The organism is Morganella sp. GD04133 (assembly GCF_029835375.1).
Classification (GTDB): Bacteria; Pseudomonadota; Gammaproteobacteria; order Enterobacterales; family Enterobacteriaceae; genus Morganella; species Morganella morganii_B.
Genome location: NZ_JAODZS010000004.1, coordinates 122,882 through 144,024, shown reverse-complemented (window position 1 = coordinate 144,024; position 21,143 = coordinate 122,882). Strand labels below are relative to the sequence as shown.

Sequence of the window (21,143 nt, the reverse complement as noted above, 5' to 3'; positions counted from 1 at the left end):
TCATATTATGCAAAAATCAAAATCAGGTATATTTGCCGTTGCAGCCCTGGGGCTGGCAATGACACTGAGTACTGCGTACGCAGCAGAATATAAAGCCAGTACCAAAGAAGGGCCGGTAAAAATTGTTAACCTGAATGACCTGGAATCACAGGTAAAAGCCAATATGGATAAAGGGGCATTCGGTTATATCCGCGGTGGAGCGGAAGATGAAAAAAATATGCGTGATAATACCGCCAGTTTTGATCGCAAATATATTATGCCGCGCGTGATGCAGGGAATTGAATTAAAAGATATCGATCTCTCAACATCATTCCTGGGCATATCGCTGGCAACGCCTGTCATTCAGGCACCGATGGCAGCACAGGGACTGGCGCACCGTGACGGGGAAATTGCCACGGCAAAAGGTATGGCAAAAGCAGGTTCTGTTTTTTCTCTCAGCACCTACGGAAATAAAACCATTGAGGAAGTGGCGGCGGTATCTGACGGACATCCGTTCTTCTTCCAGCTCTATATGAGCAAAAATAATGCGTTTAATGAATTCACCCTGAAACGGGCGAAAGAAAGTGGTGCCAAAGCGATTATTCTGACCGTGGATTCTCCGGTCGGCGGCTGGCGTGAGGATGATTTACGCAACAATTTCCAGTTCCCGTTAGGATTTGCCAACCTTGAATTGTTTGCTGCACAGAACAATGACGGCTCTAAAACCGGGAAAGGTGCAGGGATCAGCGAGATCTACGCTCAGGCCAAACAGGCATTTACCCCAGATGATATTCAGTATGTGAAAAAATTGTCCGGTCTGCCGGTCATTGTTAAAGGTATTCAGTCACCGGAAGATGCTGACCGAGTCATTGAGGCGGGTGCGGATGCCATTTGGGTATCCAACCACGGCGGTCGTCAGCTGGACAGCGGACCGGCCTCTTTTGATGTGCTGCCTTCCATTGCAAAAGTGGTGAACAAACGTGTGCCAATCGTATTTGACAGTGGTGTGCGCCGTGGCTCACACGTCTTTAAAGCGCTGGCAAGCGGTGCGGATGTGGTTGCAGTCGGTCGTCCGGTTCTGTATGGCCTGAATCTGGGCGGGGCGGAAGGGGTAAATTCTGTTATTCAGCAACTGAATAAAGAATTACGTATCAATATGATGCTGGGCGGTACAAAAGATATTAATGCCGTCAAACAGACCAGATTGTACAGCGACCGGGATTTTCAGTAATTCCTGTCTGACAGATAAGAGCACTGCCGCTCAGCGGCAGTGCTCAGATTGCTGACAAAGTCCCGGCAGAAATGCCGGGGCTTTGATCTGATAAGGTCAGTGTAAAAAACGGACTGACCACCATGCTTAAAGAACCTGCCCCGCAGCAATATCAGTTTGAAGTGGTTACTCCCGACGAACTGGTTCCTGACGATCACCGCGTCCGCAAAGTGGATGCCGCCATTGATTTTGAATTTCCTCAACATAAAAATAATCGACAAGCGTAACATTATGAATTGATGAGTTAATAACCATTAATAGTATAGGTTAGATTGTCACTGCCAAGATTTATTGATTTTTCCGCTGCAACTACGCCCCGAATAATAATGCGAGCTATTCTCGGTAATCGTTCCCGGCTAACATTAACATGAAACTGGTTCATTTCATTATCTGTCAATCTGAAATGAGCTAATATATGAATGCTTTTTGTTCCATTTTCATATTCGACTTCCAGATAGCAACTGTTATCTTTAATTTCATCTGATTTATATACCATACCAAAAGCAGCATTTAGGGTTGGGTAGATATAACTCGGCAATTGATTTTTAGGATCATAGTACCCAAGTATTGTAATGACTTTAATACCTTGCTCAAAAGGAATGCGCTCAATATATAGCATACTATCGATAAACCAAGTATAACCATCAGAAATATAGTGTAAATCAATGTATTTTTCAGCTAAGAAACTTATTCCATTCATATGAATTCTGACATCATATACGGATTCTACATGAATTTTTATTACATTACCTTTGTTGTTCGAGTTAGCAGGCGGGAAATGAATATCGGGTGTCCAGCGGTAGTCTTGACAATGTATAAATAAATAAGGAGACATGTTGAAATAATCATTTATTTCCGTACTGGTAATTGATGTGTCATTAGAAACATCAACGTCTTTATATTGTTCTAAATCCGGATATTTCATTTCCAACCAAGAGCCATTATGGGATAAAAAATACAAATCTACATTTTTCATTGCTGCAAAACTGCTTCCATTCATATGTAAATAAACACGATATGCTGCTGATGTGTTAATTTTAATTATTTTACCATTGTTTTCAGAGTCAGACACTGGAAAAAATATATTTTGGGCCCATCGTCCATTATAAAGATAAATGTAAATATAATCATACTCATCAAGGCATTTACTTATGTCACTAGCAAATACATCTATTTTGTTCTTAATGTTAATATATTTGAAATAAAAACTTTCAATGATATGGTTATAATCCACTATTTTATTTTTTTTGCTGTCCCAAATGCTAAATCCGGTTTTTGAATCAGGATTAAATACTGCTTTGCTTTCCAGGTTTTTTTGAATGTAATATAATGAATATGGCGTATGTAAAGTAAAAGCATTATATTTTTCATACATAGGCGCACCACCAGCCATAGCATCTTTACCCAGTGAGTGCCCTTCAAAGGGAAGAGCGTACTCCCCAACGCCTTCATATTCTAAATAAGTAGGTTGATGGGTAATTTTTTGTCTGAAATTAGGCAGAAAGAAATTTTTATCACAATCCCATCCCCATGTTGAGTTTCGGTGAGTTGGTATTTGATTTACTGAACCATTAAATCCACCAGGATAGTGCCCTAAGCCAAAGTTATGTCCGACTTCATGGCTAAATTCATTTCGTATCGTATCATCTAACGTCACCATGCCACTTCCGCCATGGACTATTAAACCGTTTTCATACATTCCAATAGTCGTATGTGCAGTAAATTGAGATACCTTTCCTGCAGGGCTAAGATCTCTGCCTGTTACATTAATACCATAATTAGCATTATTAATTCCGGATGCAATAAGAGACTTGGCAATTTGTTCCCTCATAATTCCATCATGCCAACCGCCATTTCCGGGGGCATGTCCCGTAAGCAGCCGGCCATCAGGTAACATTACTTCGTCTAAATCAATGGGGTCATATGTATTGACGGTTAATCGGGATACAGGAATTTGCTGAAAATATTGGCGATGATACTCAGGGTTTTCCTGAAATTTAAAAATTTCACGATGAGGGGTTAGCATACCAATTGTTATTGTGTTTAAAATCAATTCATTCGGTGCTTTAATAACCGGGTTATAAATAAAACCAGATTTTCCCTCTCTCGAAAATTTAAATTTTATCCCCGGGTACATCACATGATAAGGTACAATCACAGACCATGTGTTTCCCATATATTGAATTTCAGATGAAAATTTCCCGCTACTATTGTCATCGTTTACCTCGTACCATGTCCCTTTATTATTGACAAGAAATATAGATTCTCCCTTCTCAAGATTTCTTTTTGATGCATTAAATGAAATAGTAATTCCATATGTTGATGTGCATTCAAAAAAACTTTTTTACCTGTATAGCTGGTATTATAAAAAAGCTCAAAAGAGGGAGAATGCCCACCATCATAAGTAACTACGTTGATGGAATCATATTCTTTAATAAAGTTGTTAAAATAAATGGCGTCTTTAGAATTTTGTAGTTCTTCACTATCATCTAATATGAAATCAAAATGTGAAGGTAATGAAAAATCTGCATCTATTTGCGTATATACTCTTGTACATATCTTTGTTAAGTGATCAGGCGGTAGCATTTCTTCATGAAATAAAACTTCATTATTATGATAAATAGTGAAAAAAATGGGTGATAAACTTAACGAATCAGTATGTGGCTTAAACATCATCATTGTTTTTCTGTTAGATATAATATCCGGCTGAATATCACCATAAATATGTTCTCCCGCCGGGATAATACTATTCTGGACATAGTAGACAGTTCCTTCAAGTTCCCCCTGAGTGTCACTGGGAAAGGTCACATTATTGAAGTAAGTGATGTTTTTACGTGATTTCAATCCTGAATGATTCAATGCTTTTTTTTCTGTCTCCACAGCGCATTTTTTAATATTCATTTTATTTCCCTTATTTTTAATAAATTAACAAAATTAAAGAAAAAAACATCCTGGCAGTTGGTCACTAAAAACACAAATAAAACAAATGCTATTTTATATTTCATGACTTCGCTGCTTTAGATTGATTAAAATATATTAAAGCAACAAATATTATGTACCATTAATGTTTCTCATGATATTTCTCCTGATCATTATGAATAAACAGATAATCAGGATGAGAAATATCGGGGAGTCGTCATGAAAACGGGTTTCACTGTTGCAGAAGCAAAACAGTCAGGCCGGCGTTATCCGCTTTGCAGTGATTCCCTGCACCATTGCGCCAGCCGGGCGATCGCATCCTCCACATCCTTATCACAGCCAAACCCGGCATTGAGCCGGAAACAGCGGTCATAGCGGCTGTCGGTGGCAAAAATATGTCCCGGCGCAATGCCAATCCCCTCTGCGCGGGCATTGAGAAACAGCTCCCGCACATTCAGGCTGCCTTCCGGCATGGTGACCCACAGAACATAGCCGCCTTCCGGTTCGGTTACGGTGGTGCCCGGCGGGAATTCCCGCAGCACAACACGGCGAATGTTCTGCACCTGTGCCGCCAGTTCACGGCGCAGGCGGCGCAGATGCGCATCATAGCCGCCGTTACTCAGCAGTTCGCTGATGGCGGCCTGCGGCAGTACCTGAGAGCCCATCGATGAGGTGTATTTGAGAGACGTGATTTTGCGCATGTAATGCTGACTGTGAACCCAGCCGATACGCACACCGGGCGCGATGGTTTTGGAAAACCCGCTGCACAGAATCACATTATGGCTGAATGCCCGCATCGGGAACGGGCGCTGCCCGCCGAATGCCGCGTCACCGAAAGTATCATCCTCAATAATGATCACACCGTTTTCATCCGCCTGACGGGTGATTTCCGCTTTGACGTCATCCGGAATCGTTTTGCCCAGCGGGTTATTGACGTTAGCGAGTGTCACAAACGCTTTTACCGCTTTGTGGCGGAACAGGGCAGTGAGTTTATCGCAATCCACATATCCGTCTTCACAGGCATCCACTTCGGTCAGCCGCAGATTGAGATTACGCAGCATCTGTAACAGCACAAAATAACAGGGAGATTCCACGGCCACCGCATCCCCGGGGCTGAGTGTGGCGCGCAGCGCCAGTGATAAGGCTTCTATGCAGCCGTTGGTGATCAGCAGGGTTTCCGGAGAGATATGACAGCCATAACTGACCGCCCGGCGGGCGATTTCCTCCTTCAGCGGGGCATAGCCGGTGCCTTTGACTGAATCCCCCAGCAGGAACGGCTTGCTGTAACTGAGCTGACGCATGATGAGACTCAGCTTTCTGACCGGATAAAGCTCCCGGCGGCCGTTAGCCAGATCGAGCCGGACACGGCACTCCTCACCGACCATCGACATATGCAGTTCTGTCTGTTCATCCAGCGGGGCAAAATCAGCGGTGTGTGTTTCTGTCGTGCCGTTTTCTGTTGCGGGCTGAACCGGGGCGACAAAAAAGCCGGATTTCGGCCGCGCCACGGCAACATGCTCATCTTCCAGCGTGCGCAGCACTTTCAGGGCGGTGGTCAGGCTGACATTGTACTGTGCGGCCAGAACCCGGACGGACGGCAGACGGCTGTCCGGCGGTAAAACACCCTCACGGACAGCCTGTTTTATCTGATCGGCCATCTGCCGGTAGCGCGGAAGCTGTACCATCTGTTCTGCCTCATTCTTACGGGTTCTGTGTGTTTCTGTAAGAGTACGTTGAGAGTAAATTATGACGCAAGGGTTTCTCCGGCTGACTGTGAGGTTTATATGACAACATTTGACAAAATCACCCGTTTACTGGATTCACAGGCGGTTTCCTTTGAGGTGATCGACCATCCGGCGGAAGGCCGTTCTGATGCGATAAGTAAAATACGGGGGAATAAACTGAGCCAGGCGGCAAAAGCCATGGTGTTACAGGTCACCGGCAGCACACCGGATATCCGCTATGTGCTGGCGATTGTGCCGGGCGACTGCAAAGTCAATTTTAAAAATATTGCGAAGCTGGAGGGCGGGAAGAAAGCCTCATTTGCCGCGCCGGAAACGGCACAGGCGCTGACCGGCTGCCCGATGGGGGCGGTTCCGCCGTTCAGCTTTAATGACGAACTGACACTGTATGTTGATAAGCGCCTGACCGGTGCCGGGCGGGTATTTTTTAATGCAGGGGAACTGGTGAGATCGGTGTCTCTGGCAGCGGATGACTATTTTAGTGTGATCGGTCATGATCGCATTGCGGATATTGCGGTACCTCCCGCCGCAGAATAACAATGATAACGGAGAATAACGATGGAATATTGTGTTGCTGAACTGTCGGACATGGATCAGATAAAAGCCTTATTAAAACGTTATCATCTGACCACCATCAGTGATGAAGACAAACCGGACGGCTTTGTCACCACACAGATGAGTGATGAGCAGATGGTTGATTTGATTGAAAATGAGCAGGGATTATTTGTCGCCAAACAGGATGGTAAGGTCGTGGCGTTTGTGATGGCGGCATCCTGGCAGTATTGGTCACCGTGGCCGCTATTTGCCCATATGATTGATAAACTGGGCGATTATGAGTTTGCCGGTCAGACACTGACCACAGAGAACTCGTATCAGTACGGCCCGGTCTGTATTGATGCATCTCTGCGCGGGCAGGGCGTGCTGGAAGGGCTGTTTGCGTTTGCGCTGGAAAAAATGTCGCAGCGGTTTGATATCCTGGTGACCTTTATCAACAAGGTTAATCCACGCTCTTATGCCGCGCACACCCGTAAGCTCGGGCTGACGGTGCTGGATGAGTTCGGATTCAATAATAACCATTATTACTGGCTGGTCTGCGAAACCCGCTGAATCGTCGGATAAAAGAAAACCCGCCGCAGCCGCTGAATAATCAGGGCTGCGGCGGGTTTTTCAGTGATGATTAGACTAATTCTTTCACGTCAAAGTTAACTTCACCGCTTAAATCAGCATCATAATCAACGCCATCGAGACCAAAGCCGAATAAACGGAGGAACTCCGCTTTATAGCCCTGATAGTCGGTTAAATCGTTGATGTTATCATCGGTCAGCTGCTGCCAGATTTCACGGCAGGTGTTCTGCACATCATCGCGTAATTCCCAGTCATCCAGACGCAGACGCTGTTTTTCATCGGTTTCCGGCGCAGAGCCGTTAAACAGTTTGGTGGCAAATAAGCGCTGAGTCTGTTCGATACAGCCTTCGTGAATGCCTTTCTCTTTCATGATCTTAAACACGATAGAGATATATAACGGCATTACCGGAATGGCGGAAGAGGCCTGAGTAACAACGGATTTCAGAACGGCAACATACGCTGCACCGCCTTTGGCCTGCAGTTTCTGATTAATCGCCGCCGCTGCGCGATCCAGATCTTCTTTGGCTTTACCTAAGGTACCGTGCCAGTAAATCGGCCAGGTTAAATCGGTACCGATATAGGAGTAGGCAACAGACTGTGCATTATCCGCCAGAACACCGGCTTCGGCTAATGCATTCATCCACAGCTCCCAGTCCTGGCCGCCCATCACTTTGACGGTATCGGCAATTTCCTGCTCATTGGCCGGTTCAACAACGGCTTCGATCAGCACGTCTTTGTTGGTATCCAGAGCGACAGATTTGTACGGTTCGCCGATAGGTTTCAGGGCGGAGCGGACAATTTCGCCGGTTTCCGGCATTTTACGGACCGGCGATGCCAGAGAGTAAACAACCAGATCGATCTGGCCCAGATCCTGTTTAATTAAATCAATAACGTCCTGACGGCATTCATCAGAGAAGGCATCACCGTTAATGCTTTTTGCATACAGGCCTTCTTCTTTGGCGGCTTTATCAAAAGCGGCTGCGTTGTACCAGCCGGCAGAACCGGTTTTGTTTTCACTGCCCGGCTTTTCAAAAAATACACCAATGGTTGCCGCACCGCTGCCGAATGCGGCATTAATACGGGAAGCCAGACCGTAACCGGTGGATGCACCAATCACCAGAACCTTTTTAGGGCCGTTTTTCAGTTCGCCGCAGGATTTCACACGGGCGATTTGCTCACGAACATGGGCTTCACAGCCCGCCGGATGAGCGGTAGTGCAGATAAAACCACGAATTTTAGGTTTGATAATCATAGTTATTTTTTCTTGGTAGCCAACAATCAGGGGCTAATATACCTGATCTTCTTCATTTACTTAAGACAATGCAGCGATAAACCGGCAAAGCAGACCAGTTAATTCCCGCCTTGTTATCCGGAATGCGGTGTAGTTTATTATTGTGACGGGCTGATCTATTTTCTGCCGGATAGCCGCCGGTATTTCCGTTATGATAGCCATCATCATAACGGACAACCTGTCAGCGGAGTTACTGTGGCATTTGACATTTTCCGGAATATCCTGCATTACGGCTGCCATTTTCTGGTACCGGTTCTGTTTGCGCGGCTGTTCTGGCGGCAGCACTGGAAAGCGGCGGCGATGATTATGATTGCCACGATGGTGATGGATGCGGATCACCTGCTGGCAGATCCGATCTTTGACCCGGACAGATGCAGTGTCGGTTTTCATCCGCTGCATACCGTATGGGCGGCAATTGTGTATCTTATTCTGCTGCTGATCCCGTCATGGAAAGTGCGGGCGGTAGCGGTAGGTTGCCTGTTCCATCTGTTTACCGACGGGATGGATTGTTATATGGGCAGCCTGAAACAGGGCACGGAATATGCCGCGGTTCAGGTATTAAAAAACCCGCCGGGGGCGGGTTTTTGTGCGGCTGAGATCATCAGAACGGATTTTTCAGTGCCGGGACCGAGACTTCCGCTCCCGGTAAACTGACAGACGGGGCTTTGATATCAAGCGTTGGCGCAGAGATTCCCGGAACGGAAACACCGACAGCCGGAGCCGTGGTTGACGGTGCGTTAATATTGACAGACGGCATGGCGGATTCTGCCGCTGATGTTATCTCTTTTGTCACGGATGACATCCGGCTGTTTTCTGCCTGCGGCACCTTTCCGTTACGATCAGCGGAAACCGGTGTGCTGTGTTGTCCCTGCGGTGCGGTTTGTCCGCTTTGTCCCCCGGCGACCGGTTGTGCATCCGGTCTGCGCATCTGCCCGTTATCCGGCCGGAACGGCTCTGTTCCGGTCTCTTTATTGACCATCGTGCCGTCAGACGGCGCGCCGGAAACCATACCCGGGTCACTGTGCGGCTGCCGTTGCGCGACACTTTCGCGGCTCAGCAGGCGACCCCGGTTTTCGGTGCCGTCGTCTTCTGTCACCAGGGTGTCACCGTCTTTGACCGCGAAGGATTTTCCCCGGTAAGGGAGCAGCAGATACGGCTTGCAGGCATCGGTATTACAGCCGCGATAGCGCACCATACCGTCAATACTCAGCGTGATAATGCCGCCGCCGTTGAGCAGATAATCCCAGGTTTTACCGTCAATGGTCACCGTGCCGCTCATGTTGCACGGTGTCTGGCTGTATTCACCGTATGGCAGGGCAATATAGGGTTTGCTCATGGCAATTAACTGCCGCACCTGTTCATCTTTCAGCGTCCATTTATCACAGGCGCCCAGTAATACACCGTCAGAGGAGGGATAAATTATTTTTTCACCGGTATCAACATCGTAGTTTTTCTGACTGCAGCCTGAACTTATTAAGACAGTTGTAATAATAAATAAAGGAACCGGTAATGATTTTAAATATTTCATCGTATTAATGATATCCGTGTATTCAGCCCGGTATATGACCGTTAATTCCCGGACGGGTGCCGATACTGATAAATGAGTAATAAAATACTGTGATGATTTTCAGATTGTCAGATAGTAGCGGCTTACAGAGCCTTTATCTATCAGTGTTATCCGAAGCGTGACAGAGATAGACATAAAAAGCCCGGCGAAGGTAAGCCGGGCGGTAATATGAATATATAATGTTTATTCTGATAAGCTTTCTTTCATTACCTTTTGGAAGGTTTCCCAGCCGCAATAGCCGTTTTTATCAACCGGACAATTTTTCAGTTCCAGGGTGACTTTTTGCGGCGGTGTTTTTAAGGACAGATAACTGTTATTCCGTAGTTGATCAGCGGACTGATAAATATAGTCAATCTTCACATAAGATTTATTATCCGTTTTATCTGTCCAGCGCTGGAACACTAATTTGCCGCCGATTGGCGTATGTTCATACTGTTGCGGCAACTGATACGGTTTAAATTCCAGGGCGGAGAGCAGGGAGGCGATATTGGAATCATGTCCGGCCAGGAAGGTAAATTTCGCTTCACTGCCCGGTGCGGCGGCGGCAAAGTGCTGATTAATGTAGTTCAGCAGCGGATGTGCCACGTTTTTCGCGATAATGCGCGGGGTAAACAGGGATTCCTGATAGCCGTTTTTCAGGGTATTCAGCGCAGTCCACTGCTCCGGTGTGGTGACTTCGCCCCAGGCGACCTGGTCTGCCGGGAAACCTTCATAATATTGCAGATCGATGGCATCCACCGCAGAGTTGGCCATTTTCAGCGGCCCTTTCACGCCCGGCTCTTTACCGGCCTTAATAATAAAACTGTTTTTACCGTCAGCCAGTGAGCAGAGTTTATGGGTTTTGCACTGTTCCGAGTCTTTGATATTCAGCACCTTATTCAGTGCCTGATAACCCGGTACCAGATCCAGCCCTTTATAATGGCTCTCCATTGCCGCGAGAGCGGCCTGTTTAAATTCTGCGCTGTCATTGGTGATGATCGGATTGAACACCGGATCCATGGTACCAATTTCCGGCTGGTGGTTCACGGTGACGGTACAACCCGGGAAAGCCCCGGCAGTAAAGAACTGCGCGGTGGCGATAGTGCGCTGAAGGCTGTTGGCGTACACATTCAGCTCTTTTTCACCGGTCGGGCACAGGGTGTCCGGCAGCAGTTTATTCTCATCCAGCCACTCGCGGAAATAGTGCCCCATATAGACTTCCAGCGCACCGCCTTTGGTGGTCAGATAACCGCTCTGCGCATCCCACGCAGGCCAGGTTTTATCGGTAATTTCGGTCAGAATACCGGTATTCACAATCGGGGTGCGCAGGTTGTGGCGGCTCATCACCAGCACCTGTTCCAGTGTCATATCAGCGGCGGAGGTATCAGCAAAAGCGGGCAGGGCGGGCGTCAGTAATGCAGCTGCAAGTGAAAGCGTCAGTAAGGTTTTTTTCATCCGGAACACTCCTGTTGTCATTATTTTCGAACCGATATTAATGACTGAAGCGATTCATATTTACCGGGAGCGAACTCCCAAAACAGTGATCAGCACCGGAAATAGCGCTTAAGTAAGGGGGCAGTGAAATTTTTCTTCAGATAAAAGCCTCTGGGCAGTGTTTGTATCGGTTGTCCGTGCGGACCGATAGCGTCTGTGAGTGCGCGGCTGTTGGCGGCTTTCGGGCGGATCTGCATCACCTGACCATGACGGGCGGTGATCTGCTCCACTTTTCCCAGCACAATCATATCCATCAGCTCTTCCCAGTCGGCGCGCAGCAGGCGTTCCTCCTCCTCCGACGGTGACCATAGCAGCGGAGTGCCGATACGGCGCTCTGCCAGCGGGATATGGCGCGCGCCTTCCACCGGTACCCACAGTACACGGGAGAGTTTATGGCGTACATGACACTCCGCCCAGGTGACGCCGCTGTTGCCGGTCAGCGGGGCGACACAGACAAACGTGGTTTCCAGCGGCACGCCGGATTCATCCACCGGGATGGTTTTCAGCTCCACGCCGAGGTGAGCAAAATCCTGTTCTGCTTTGCTGCCCGCATCCGCGCCCAGCCAGTATTCCAGCAGCATCCCGACCCAGCCTTTATCACGGCGCAGATCCGGCGGCACCGGAATACCGGCACAGCCCGCCAGCTCACCGAACGTGGCACCGGCAAGGGATTGGGCGCGGCTGAGCAGCTCAGATTCGCTGGCCGGGGGTAATGGCGGCTGAAAAAGTTGTGTCATGTTATATGCTTAAAAGTTGAACAGTGTTATCCGGTAAAATAATACATAGGCATGAATGAAAAATAAATATTATCTAATTTATTGATATATAGCTATTAATTTTCGTCGCCGCAATAAGTGCAGAAGGTTGTGCACCAGCATCCTCAGACAATAAACAGGATCTTACACTGAGTTATCCACAGCTTTATGGGATAAGTGGAAAACCACCCCACTACTGGTTTGATTTACAGGCTTGACTTCCGCCTGTTTTCGCGTTTCAGCAGGGGTTTTGCTCACGGATAAGTCACAATCTGTGGATAACACCGGGTGTGGTTATTTTTTGTGCTGTGTAAGTCTGTTAAAAAAAATGCCGGTGATTTTTTCGGATAATTCTCTTTTATTATTTCCTCACTGATATGATTTATCAGGGTTTATTTAACAGTCGTGATTTTATCAACAAGGGGCTGTTAAAAACTATACCCCCATTACCCTTGCGTTTTTCACAACTATATCCACAGAAAACGTGAATAAAAGCCGGTTTTTTATCAGAGGGTGTTTATAACTTTACCGTTTTCTGTGAATTAACTGTCCGGCGGGATAAACCAGGCAGATTTAAAATCAAACCAGCCGAAGGTATTCATTTTGACGCCCCGCATACTGCGCTGCCCCTGTAATTCAAGCCAGTGATGGAACAGCGGGAACAGCATTTGCCTGTCAATGATCTGCTCACACCATGCCGCCAGGGACAGGGTGCGCTGCCGCCATTGTTTCAGCGGCGCACGCAAATCATCTCCCAGGCAGCGGCGCAGCAGCGGCAGCTCGTACAGGGTGGCGAAAACCGAAAAATCCAGCGGCTTATAAAAGTTGGCGGTCGCCAGCCAGAAATCACTGTCACAATCGCCGTTAAACCAGGTCTCGTAATCCGTGATGTTAATCGTCAGTTTCACGCCCTGTTCCGCCAGCAGCTGCTGCAATAATTTGCCGATAGCATGGTATTCGTGATGATCCTGATAATAGGTCAGCGTCAGTTCTGTCAGATCAGCCGGTTTTTCACAGGGCGGGATAAGCTTGCTGTGATGCCAGCGCAGCAGCAGCCCGTAAGCGGGCCACCAGTGACGCTGATACAGAGGTTCGCAGTGATACAGCAGACTGACCGGGGTCATCAGGCTGTTGAGCCAGCGGCGGATATCGTCCCGCTCTCCTTTTGCCGAGCGTACGTCGTGCAGCAGAAAATAACAGCCTTCTTCCATCCGGCTGTCGAGAGAATCCCGTTCCGGGCCGTCCGCGCCGATATGCAGCGTCGTGCAGACCATTTTTTCTTCCAGCTCCGGCACCACCAGTACAGCAACTTCATCCAGCAGAGCACGGAAGCCGTAATAATGGTCAAAGGCGCGGATCGTCAGTTTGCGGTCATTATTGCAGACCACCTGATACGGGCCGGTGCCGACAGGGCGGCGGGCAAAGTCAGGCAGTTCCTGCCACTCATGGGGCAGAATGGCGGCATGCGGGCTGCCGGTCAGCACCGGGAACCAGCTGTCGGCTTCATTCAGCGTGATATCAATAATGTAAGGCATATCGGAACGGACAGTGCGGATATGGCTGAACAGCGGGTGTGTGTCGCGCAGGCGTTCAAAAGAGGAAATGATATCCACCATCTGCAATTCACGACCGTGGTGGAAAAATATCGCCGGGCGCAGCCAGAAACGCCACTGTTTGTCGCCGGTCTGCTGCCAGTGATGTGCCAGCGCCGGGATGGCTTCCCCGTTTTCCTCATTTATGGCGGTCAGTCCGTTAAAAATCTGGCTCAGCAGATGAACTTCCGAGCGGCGAAGCGGCGAGCCGGGCAGTAAATTATAAAAAGGACGGTAATAGACAATGCGCAGCAGACTTTTTCCCTGCCGGAAGCTGCGTTCCAGCTGAGATAATACCATCTGGCGCATCGCGTCCTTATCATTGACCATCGCCACCAGTTTTTCGATATTGTCCTGTTCAATCAGCAGTTCGGCACGGGCGTGCTGCAAGTCCCGTCCGCTTTGCAGAAAACAGAGACGTGAACGCTTACCACGGCCGGTTTCCGCCTGCCAGCTGAGCCAGCCTGCCGTCTGCATACTGCTGAGCAGAGAGCGGACATGGCGGCGCGAGCAGTGCAGGATATCGGCGATCTCCTGAAGGGTGGTTTCGGTCTCCTGTCCCTGATGATGCTGCCACAGGCGGATAAACTGGTGCTGGAGGCGTGGTGTGCTCATAAAAGAGGAACTCCGGTCGGTTTTCTGTCCATTTTTATTTCCGTATATTACGTCCATACTCAATGTCATTAAAGCAGCTCATGACGTCAGTGTGATACCTGACTCACTCCCGATTCTTGAGTAATGGTGACTTTTACCGCCAGCCGCAAGGCTGGTTTTTTTCTGTCCGGTGATCCGGAAAAAGAGGCAGGGAAAAACGGGGAAAAAGCTGCCATCACAAAAGGGGTGATGGCAGGGGTTCAATGGTGGAAATGTATCCGGTTATCAGTTCATAAATGCAGGCAGTTTTTCCTCAAAACGGGAAATCATATCGTCGTGTTGTAAGGTGAGGCCGATACTGTCGAGGCCGTTCATCATGCAGTGGCGGCGGAAAGTATCAACACTGAACGGGTATTCCAGCTCACCGGCGATCACTTTCTGGTTTTCCAGATCAACAATAATCTGCGCACCTTCTGTTTTCTGTACCTGGTCAAAGAGCGCATCAATCGCGTCTTCGGGTAATTTCACCGGTAATAACTGGTTATTGAATGCGTTGCCGTAAAAGATATCCGCAAAGCTTGGCGCAATCACCACTCTGAAGCCGTAATCTGTTAAGGCCCACGGTGCGTGCTCACGGGAGGAGCCGCAGCCGAAGTTTTCACGGGCCAGCAGAATCGATGCACCCTGATAACGCGGGACATTGAGAACAAAATCCGGGTTCGGTACCTGTCCGTCATCATCGAGAAAACGCCAGTCATTGAATAAATGCTGCCCGAAGCCGGTGCGGGTTACTTTCTGCAAAAACTGTTTCGGAATAATGGCATCGGTATCCACATTGGCGGCATCCAGCGGTACGGCAATGCCCTGATGTACAATAAATTTTTCCATGACTCTCTCCCTCAGCGCATCTCAATGGTACGGATATCGGCGAAACTGCCGGTGACAGCGGCTGCAGCAGCCATGGCCGGACTGACCAGGTGAGTACGTCCGCCGCGCCCCTGACGCCCTTCAAAGTTACGGTTGCTGGTGGAGGCGCAGCGCTCTCCCGGTGCCAGGCGGTCATTGTTCATCGCCAGACACATCGAGCAGCCCGGCAAACGCCACTCAAACCCGGCATCGGTGAAGATTTTATCCAGACCTTCCGCTTCTGCCTGTGATTTCACCGGCCCGGAGCCCGGAACCACTATCGCCTGCACTCCCGGCGCGACTTTGCGCCCTTTGGCAACGGCGGCGGCAGCGCGTAAATCTTCAATCCGCGAGTTGGTGCAGGAGCCGATAAACACCTTGTCGATTTTCACATCGGTTAATTTTTTGCCCGGGGTTAAATCCATATACGCGAGGGCTTTTTCCGCCGAGGCTCTTTCCACCGGGTCGGTAAAGCTTTCCGGTGCGGGAATGGTATGGCTGATATCAATCACCTGACCCGGATTGGTGCCCCAGGTGACCTGCGGGGCTATATCGGCGGCATTGATAATAATTTCCGCGTCATATTTTGCATCCGGATCACTTTTCAGGGTCTGCCAGTAAGCCACGGCGGCATCCCAGTCCGCGCCCTGCGGGGAGAACTGACGGCCTTTCAGATAATCAAAGGTGGTCTGATCCGGGGCAATCATTCCGCCTTTGGCGCCCATTTCGATCGCCATATTACAGACCGTCATCCGGCCTTCCATGGAGAGCGCCTCAATGGCATCCCCGCAGAATTCCGCGATATAACCGGTACCGCCCGCGCTGCCGGTGTGACCGATGATCGCCAGCACAATATCTTTGGCGGTGATACCGGGAGCCACTTTGCCGCGCACTTCAATTTTCAGGGTTTTGGCTCGCGCCTGTTTCAGTGTCTGAGTGGCTAACACATGTTCCACTTCGGAAGTGCCGATACCAAAAGCCAGTGAGCCGAACGCACCGTGGGTGGCGGTGTGAGAGTCCCCGCAGACAATGGTCATACCCGGCAGGGTGATGCCCTGTTCCGGCCCCATCACATGCACGATACCCTGATACGGATGGTTCAGATCATAGAGACGGACACCAAAGGCCTCACAGTTTTTGATCAGTTCCTGCATCTGGTTACGGGCCATCTCACCACAGGCATTGATATCTTTGGTCTGTGTGGAGACGTTGTGATCCATGGTGGCGAAGGTTTTTTCCGGGCGGCGCACCGGGCGGTTTTTCGCCCGTAATCCGTCAAATGCCTGTGGTGAGGTCACTTCATGCACCAGGTGGCGGTCGATATACAGGATCGGCGTTTCGTTTGCTTCTTCACGAACCACATGGGCATCATATAATTTTTGATATAAGGTTTTTCCTGTGCTCATCTTAAGCCCCTTCTGTAATCAAACGCGCGATAATGTCGCCCATTTCGTCAGTGGTCACGCTCTTGCCGCTGCCGGCCACGTCGCGGGTGCGGTATCCGGCATTCAGTGCCTGATTCACCGCGTTTTCTATACTGTCTGCCGCCGCATCCTGTCCGCAACTGAAGCGCAGCATCATGGCGGCGGATAAAATCTGTGCCACCGGGTTGGCAATGTTTTGTCCGGCGATATCCGGCGCGGAGCCGCCTGCCGGTTCATACAGACCGAATTTCTTCTCATTCAGGCTGGCGGACGGCAGCATTCCCATGGAGCCGGTGATCATGGCGCACTCGTCGGAGATAATGTCGCCGAACAGGTTGGAGCAGAGGATCACATCAAACTGCGACGGATCTTTCACCATCTGCATAGCGGCGTTATCGATATACATGTGTGACAGTGCGACATCCGGATATTCTTTGGCGATTTCTGTTACCACTTCACGCCATAATACGGAGCTTTGCAGCACATTGGCCTTATCAATCGAGGTCACCTGCCCACGGCGTTTTTGGGCTGAAGCAAAGGCGATACGGGCAATGCGTTCGATTTCAAAACGGTGATACACCTCGGTATCATAAGCACGCTCATATTTACCTTCGCCTTCACGGCCTTTCGGCTGCCCGAAATAGATCCCGCCGGTCAGTTCGCGGACACACAGGATGTCGAATCCGCGCGCGGCGATATCACTGCGCAACGGGCAGAACGCTTCCAGTGCCGGATAGAGCCGTGCCGGGCGCAGGTTACTGAATAATTTGAAATGTGCCCGCAGCGGGAGCAGCGCGCCGCGCTCCGGCTGGGAGTCCGGCGGCAGTTTTTCCCATTTCGGGCCGCCGACCGAGCCGAACAGCACTGCATCGGCCTGTTCGCAGCCTTTCAGCGTGGCCGGCGGCAGCGGGTGCCCGTGGTTGTCGATGGCAATGCCGCCGACATCATATTCACTGGTGGTGATGGTCAGGTTAAAGCGGGTGCGCACCGCATCCAGCACTTTAATGGCCTGGGCCATAATTTCAGGGCCGATTCCGTCGCCCGGTAAAACTGCAATATGAAATTGTTCCGACATAATTACACCGCTTCCTTTGTCTCTGTATTGTTGTTATGAGTATCGTTATGAGTATCGTTGTGCATGTTGTTATCTGACTGTATACGCCGTTTTTCTTCTTTTACCTGTCCGGCGCGCCAGATGCTGTTGACGGCGTGGATCATGGCCTGGGCGGAGGATTCAACAATATCGGTCGCCAGCCCCATGCCGTGGAATTTACGGCCTTCATACTCCACCACGATATTCACCTGACCCAGCGCGTCTGTTCCCTGACCTTTGGCGGTCAGCTGATAGGCGGCGAGGGTCAGCGGGTAACCTGCGATACGGCGGATAGCCTCATAAGCCGCATCGACCGGGCCGTTCCCCTGGGCGGATTCGGAGATGATTTCATCCCCGGCCTGCATTCTGACGGTTGCTGACGCTTTGACACCGGTACCGGACTGGGTGTTGAGGAACGCCAGCGAGAAGTGTTCCGGTTCCTGATGCTGCTGTTTCATAAACACCAGCGCTTCCAGGTCGTAATCAAAGACCTGACCTTTCTTGTCCGCCAGTTGCAGGAAGTCGGCGTATAATTCATCCAGGTTATAATCATCTTCCTGATAGCCCATTTCCGCCATCCGGTGTTTCACTGCTGCGCGACCGGAACGGGAGGTCAGGTTGATTAAGTTATCTTTCAGGCCGATGCTGTCCGGCGTCATGATTTCGTAAGTTTCGCGGTTTTTGATCACACCGTCCTGGTGAATACCGGAGGAGTGGGAAAAGGCATTACTGCCGACCACGGCCTTGTTCGGCGGTACCGGGGTGTTGCATAACTGGCTGACCAGCTGGCTGGTGCGGTAAATCTCTTTGTGGTTGATCCCGGTGCGCACGCCCAGCATTTTTTCCCGCACTTTAATCGCCATAATCACTTCTTCCAGGGCGCAGTTCCCGGCGCGTTCGCCTAATCCGTTGATCGTACCTTCAATCTGGCGGGCACCGGCCTGCACGGCGGTGATCGAGTTGGCAACGGACATCCCCAGGTCGTCATGACAGTGGACAGAAATGATGGTTTTGTCGATGTTCGGTACACGGTTGAATAATTCACTGATAATGCCGCCGAACTGGTACGGCGTGGTATAGCCAACGGTGTCCGGAATGTTGACCGTGGTGGCACCGGCGTTAATTGCCGCTTCCACAATACGGCATAAATCATCGATATCGGTGCGCCCGGCGTCTTCGCAGGAGAACTCGACGTCATCGGTAAAGCGGCGGGCATGTTTAATCGAGCCGACCGCCATATCGATGATGTCAGCAAAGGTCTTGCGCAACTTGGTTTTGACGTGAATACCGGAGGTGGCGAGCACCATATGTAACCGGAAGGCTTCCGCGACTTTCAGGGATTCCGCCGCCGCGTCAATGTCACCGATCACACAACGGGACAAGGCTGCGATACGGCTGTTTTTGATTTCGCGGGCGATGGTCTGCACCGACTGAAAATCACCGGGCGAGGAGACAGGGAAACCGGCCTCAATAATATCGACCCCCATGCGTTCGAGCTGGAAAGCAATCTGTAACTTCTCTTTGACACTGAGACTGGCCTGTAATGCCTGCTCCCCGTCACGCAGTGTGGTATCAAAAATGATGACGTTATCGCTCATGTTGTGATCCTCTCGGTTATTTCTTGTTCTGTTTTCCGGTTTGCAGGTATAAAAAAAACCCGCGACATTGCGCGGGTTTTTCAGGTCTCAGGGAGAAAGTTATGAGGAACTTCCGGCCACGAACCCGCCACGCGCAGTTAAGGCGATAATTAGCAGGCTGTTTAGGCGGAAAGTGAAAGACATAGTGATAACCTTCTCAGTCAATTCAGTGGCACGAAACGCAGAGCGTATCCGTGGCGATGTATTATTGATACTGAATATAAAATGGTCTGTCAACCATGCCTTCTCACCGGAGATACCGGGCGAAGGCGAAAAAAAGGGCAGAAAGCAGATAAATTGACTAATTTATAAAAATTAATCAGCGTTTTCATCTATAAGTCAGCTCAATGATTGGACTAATATTTTTACAGAATTTTTTTTGCAGAGAATCCGAACCGGTTGAGTCGGCAGGGAATACGGTTACCGGCGGTCAGGTTGCCACCGGTAACCGGTGAGATATTCATTGAACCGTTTATTTATTCTGTTATGTCAGTAAAAAAAATCAGATTTTTTATGCTGACAGATGACAATTTTATTATGAATAAACACAATCTTTGTTTTATTATCTCATTGCATGGAAACTAAATGAATAAAGCAATACAGATGTATTGATTTCATGAATAAGTTGCTTGCTTTAAATATTCAAATAGTATGCATTGTGATGATGATACGCATCTGCGTATTCAGAACCATACAAGGAAGAGACTCAATTATTAATTAGATAATCAATTGAGATAATAGATTTCAATTTTGTATTGATCTGCCGTTTCATCGTGGCGGCAGGTGGCTTATTGAAGTCATTATAATCATTTATTGGAGTTTAAGATGACTGAATACACCTCAGTGGCAGAAGTGAAAAAAGAATCCGGTGAAACACAGCTGCGCAATGTGGATCTTAATCTGCTGACGGTTTTTGATGCAGTTATGCAGATGCAGAATGTCACCCGGGCCGCTGAACTTTTAGGTATGTCACAACCGGCTGTCAGTAATGCGGTGTCAAGACTTAAGGTTATGTTTAATGATGAATTATTCGTCCGTTTCGGCCGGGGGATTCAGCCGACTGCCCGTGCAAAACAGTTGTTTGGTCCGGTCAGGCAGGCATTGCAGCTGGTGCACAATGAACTGCCGGGTGCAGGTTTTGAGCCGGGCAGCAGTGAACGGGTATTTAATCTGGCGGTTTCCAGTCCGCTGGATATCCGTCTGACAGACAAAATAATTGAACAGGTTAAACTTCACAGTGAAAATATCGATGTCAATATTCAGTCTTATATGAATTCGCATATTGAACATAACCTGAAATATCAGGAAACGGATTTTGCTATCAGTTATAACCGTTTCGATAAACCGGATTACAGTCATCACTTATTATTTAATGATCAATTATCACTGGTCGCTGCCCGTAATCATCCGCGTATACAATATGCAGTCACGGAGAAACAGATTTTTACTGAGCAGCATGCAGTGGTATCGCTTGATTTAATTGATTCATTCAGTTCACCGTATTACGAGAATAATGAATTACTGCGGGCTATTGTTTATCAGGGAACAAATTTAGTCAGTGTGCTGAATATCGTCTCGAAAACAGAATTAGTGGCGATTGCACCGAAATGGCTGATTCAGCTCTATTCTCATGTACTGCCGATTCAGGAAGTACAGCTGCCGTGGGATAAAGTCAGCCGTCCGGCGTTTCTGATCTGGCATGAGGCCTGCACCCGCGATAAAGGACACCAGTGGATGAAGGCACTGCTTACCCAGTTCACGCATCATATGTAATCG

General features: G+C 49.0%; 18 protein-coding genes. 6 read left to right on the top strand and 12 right to left on the bottom strand.

Annotation, left to right across the window (positions count from 1 at the left end; all coding sequences use genetic code 11):
* Positions 1-7: 7 nt before the first annotated feature.
* Together N7387_RS03080 and N7387_RS03075 are read left to right on the top strand one after the other, a co-directional pair.
* Positions 8-1,210, top strand: coding sequence for a lactate oxidase (locus N7387_RS03080; protein ID WP_279796786.1), 1,203 nt, complete (start codon positions 8-10; stop codon positions 1,208-1,210).
* 122 nt (positions 1,211-1,332) lie between these two features.
* On the top strand, positions 1,333-1,476 hold the full coding sequence (locus N7387_RS03075; protein ID WP_274370656.1) for a hypothetical protein: 144 nt from the start codon (positions 1,333-1,335) through the stop codon (positions 1,474-1,476).
* A gap of 17 nt (positions 1,477-1,493) precedes the next feature.
* Here the strand turns inward: N7387_RS03075 and N7387_RS03070 are convergent, their stop codons facing one another.
* From N7387_RS03070 to N7387_RS03060, 3 genes are all read right to left on the bottom strand, one after another.
* Entirely contained in the window at positions 1,494-3,425 is a 1,932-nt protein-coding gene (locus N7387_RS03070) for a M66 family metalloprotease (RefSeq protein ID WP_279796784.1), read from the bottom strand.
* Positions 3,426-3,469: 44 nt separating this feature from the next.
* Positions 3,470-4,150, bottom strand: coding sequence for a hypothetical protein (locus N7387_RS03065; protein WP_279796783.1), 681 nt, complete (start codon positions 4,148-4,150; stop codon positions 3,470-3,472).
* A gap of 284 nt (positions 4,151-4,434) precedes the next feature.
* Positions 4,435-5,853, bottom strand: a complete 1,419-nt coding sequence (locus N7387_RS03060; RefSeq protein ID WP_279796781.1) for a PLP-dependent aminotransferase family protein — start codon at positions 5,851-5,853, stop codon at positions 4,435-4,437.
* A gap of 99 nt (positions 5,854-5,952) precedes the next feature.
* Between N7387_RS03060 and N7387_RS03055 the strand changes: the two genes are divergently transcribed.
* On the top strand, positions 5,953-6,447 hold the full coding sequence (locus tag N7387_RS03055) for a YbaK/EbsC family protein (RefSeq protein WP_279796779.1): 495 nt from the start codon (positions 5,953-5,955) through the stop codon (positions 6,445-6,447).
* Between the two features lie 21 nt (positions 6,448-6,468).
* Positions 6,469-7,017, top strand: coding sequence for a GNAT family N-acetyltransferase (locus tag N7387_RS03050; protein ID WP_262882207.1), 549 nt, complete (start codon positions 6,469-6,471; stop codon positions 7,015-7,017).
* A gap of 70 nt (positions 7,018-7,087) precedes the next feature.
* Here N7387_RS03050 and fabV read toward each other — a convergent pair whose 3' ends face one another.
* Entirely contained in the window at positions 7,088-8,287 is a 1,200-nt protein-coding gene (fabV, locus tag N7387_RS03045; protein ID WP_279796752.1) for an enoyl-ACP reductase FabV, read from the bottom strand.
* Between the two features lie 234 nt (positions 8,288-8,521).
* Between fabV and N7387_RS03040 the strand changes: the two genes are divergently transcribed.
* Entirely contained in the window at positions 8,522-8,980 is a 459-nt protein-coding gene (locus N7387_RS03040) for a DUF6122 family protein (RefSeq protein WP_274370573.1), read from the top strand.
* Here the strand turns inward: N7387_RS03040 and N7387_RS03035 are convergent.
* From N7387_RS03035 to leuA, 8 genes are all read right to left on the bottom strand, one after another.
* The gene (locus N7387_RS03035; protein WP_279796750.1) at positions 8,928-9,854 is read right to left on the bottom strand and encodes a hypothetical protein; all 927 of its coding nucleotides are present in this window, start codon (positions 9,852-9,854) and stop codon (positions 8,928-8,930) included. The two genes, N7387_RS03040 and N7387_RS03035, sit on opposite strands and share 53 nt — an antisense overlap.
* A gap of 222 nt (positions 9,855-10,076) precedes the next feature.
* Positions 10,077-11,327, bottom strand: a complete 1,251-nt coding sequence (gene agp, locus N7387_RS03030) for a bifunctional glucose-1-phosphatase/inositol phosphatase (protein WP_279796748.1) — start codon at positions 11,325-11,327, stop codon at positions 10,077-10,079.
* Between the two features lie 89 nt (positions 11,328-11,416).
* On the bottom strand, positions 11,417-12,103 hold the full coding sequence (gene mutH, locus N7387_RS03025) for a DNA mismatch repair endonuclease MutH (RefSeq protein ID WP_279796746.1): 687 nt from the start codon (positions 12,101-12,103) through the stop codon (positions 11,417-11,419).
* A gap of 560 nt (positions 12,104-12,663) precedes the next feature.
* Positions 12,664-14,328 carry an HTH-type transcriptional regulator SgrR gene (gene sgrR, locus N7387_RS03020; protein WP_279796744.1) on the bottom strand — a complete coding sequence of 555 codons (1,665 nt, stop codon included), beginning with the start codon at positions 14,326-14,328 and terminating at the stop codon, positions 12,664-12,666.
* 264 nt (positions 14,329-14,592) lie between these two features.
* Entirely contained in the window at positions 14,593-15,195 is a 603-nt protein-coding gene (gene leuD / locus N7387_RS03015) for a 3-isopropylmalate dehydratase small subunit (RefSeq protein ID WP_279796742.1), read from the bottom strand.
* A gap of 11 nt (positions 15,196-15,206) precedes the next feature.
* Positions 15,207-16,619 carry a 3-isopropylmalate dehydratase large subunit gene (gene leuC, locus N7387_RS03010; RefSeq protein ID WP_262859492.1) on the bottom strand — a complete coding sequence of 471 codons (1,413 nt, stop codon included), beginning with the start codon at positions 16,617-16,619 and terminating at the stop codon, positions 15,207-15,209.
* 1 nt (position 16,620) lies between these two features.
* Positions 16,621-17,712: a 3-isopropylmalate dehydrogenase gene (gene leuB / locus N7387_RS03005; RefSeq protein WP_262859491.1), complete on the bottom strand. Its 1,092-nt coding sequence runs from the start codon at positions 17,710-17,712 to the stop codon at positions 16,621-16,623.
* 2 nt (positions 17,713-17,714) lie between these two features.
* A complete protein-coding gene (leuA, locus tag N7387_RS03000; RefSeq protein ID WP_182105174.1) occupies positions 17,715-19,328 on the bottom strand; it encodes a 2-isopropylmalate synthase in 1,614 nt (537 codons plus the stop codon).
* An 864-nt stretch (positions 19,329-20,192) separates the two neighbouring features.
* On the opposite strand from leuA, the gene leuO reads away from it, so the two are divergent.
* Entirely contained in the window at positions 20,193-21,140 is a 948-nt protein-coding gene (leuO, locus tag N7387_RS02995) for a transcriptional regulator LeuO (protein WP_279796738.1), read from the top strand.
* The last annotated feature ends 3 nt before the right edge of the window (positions 21,141-21,143 follow it).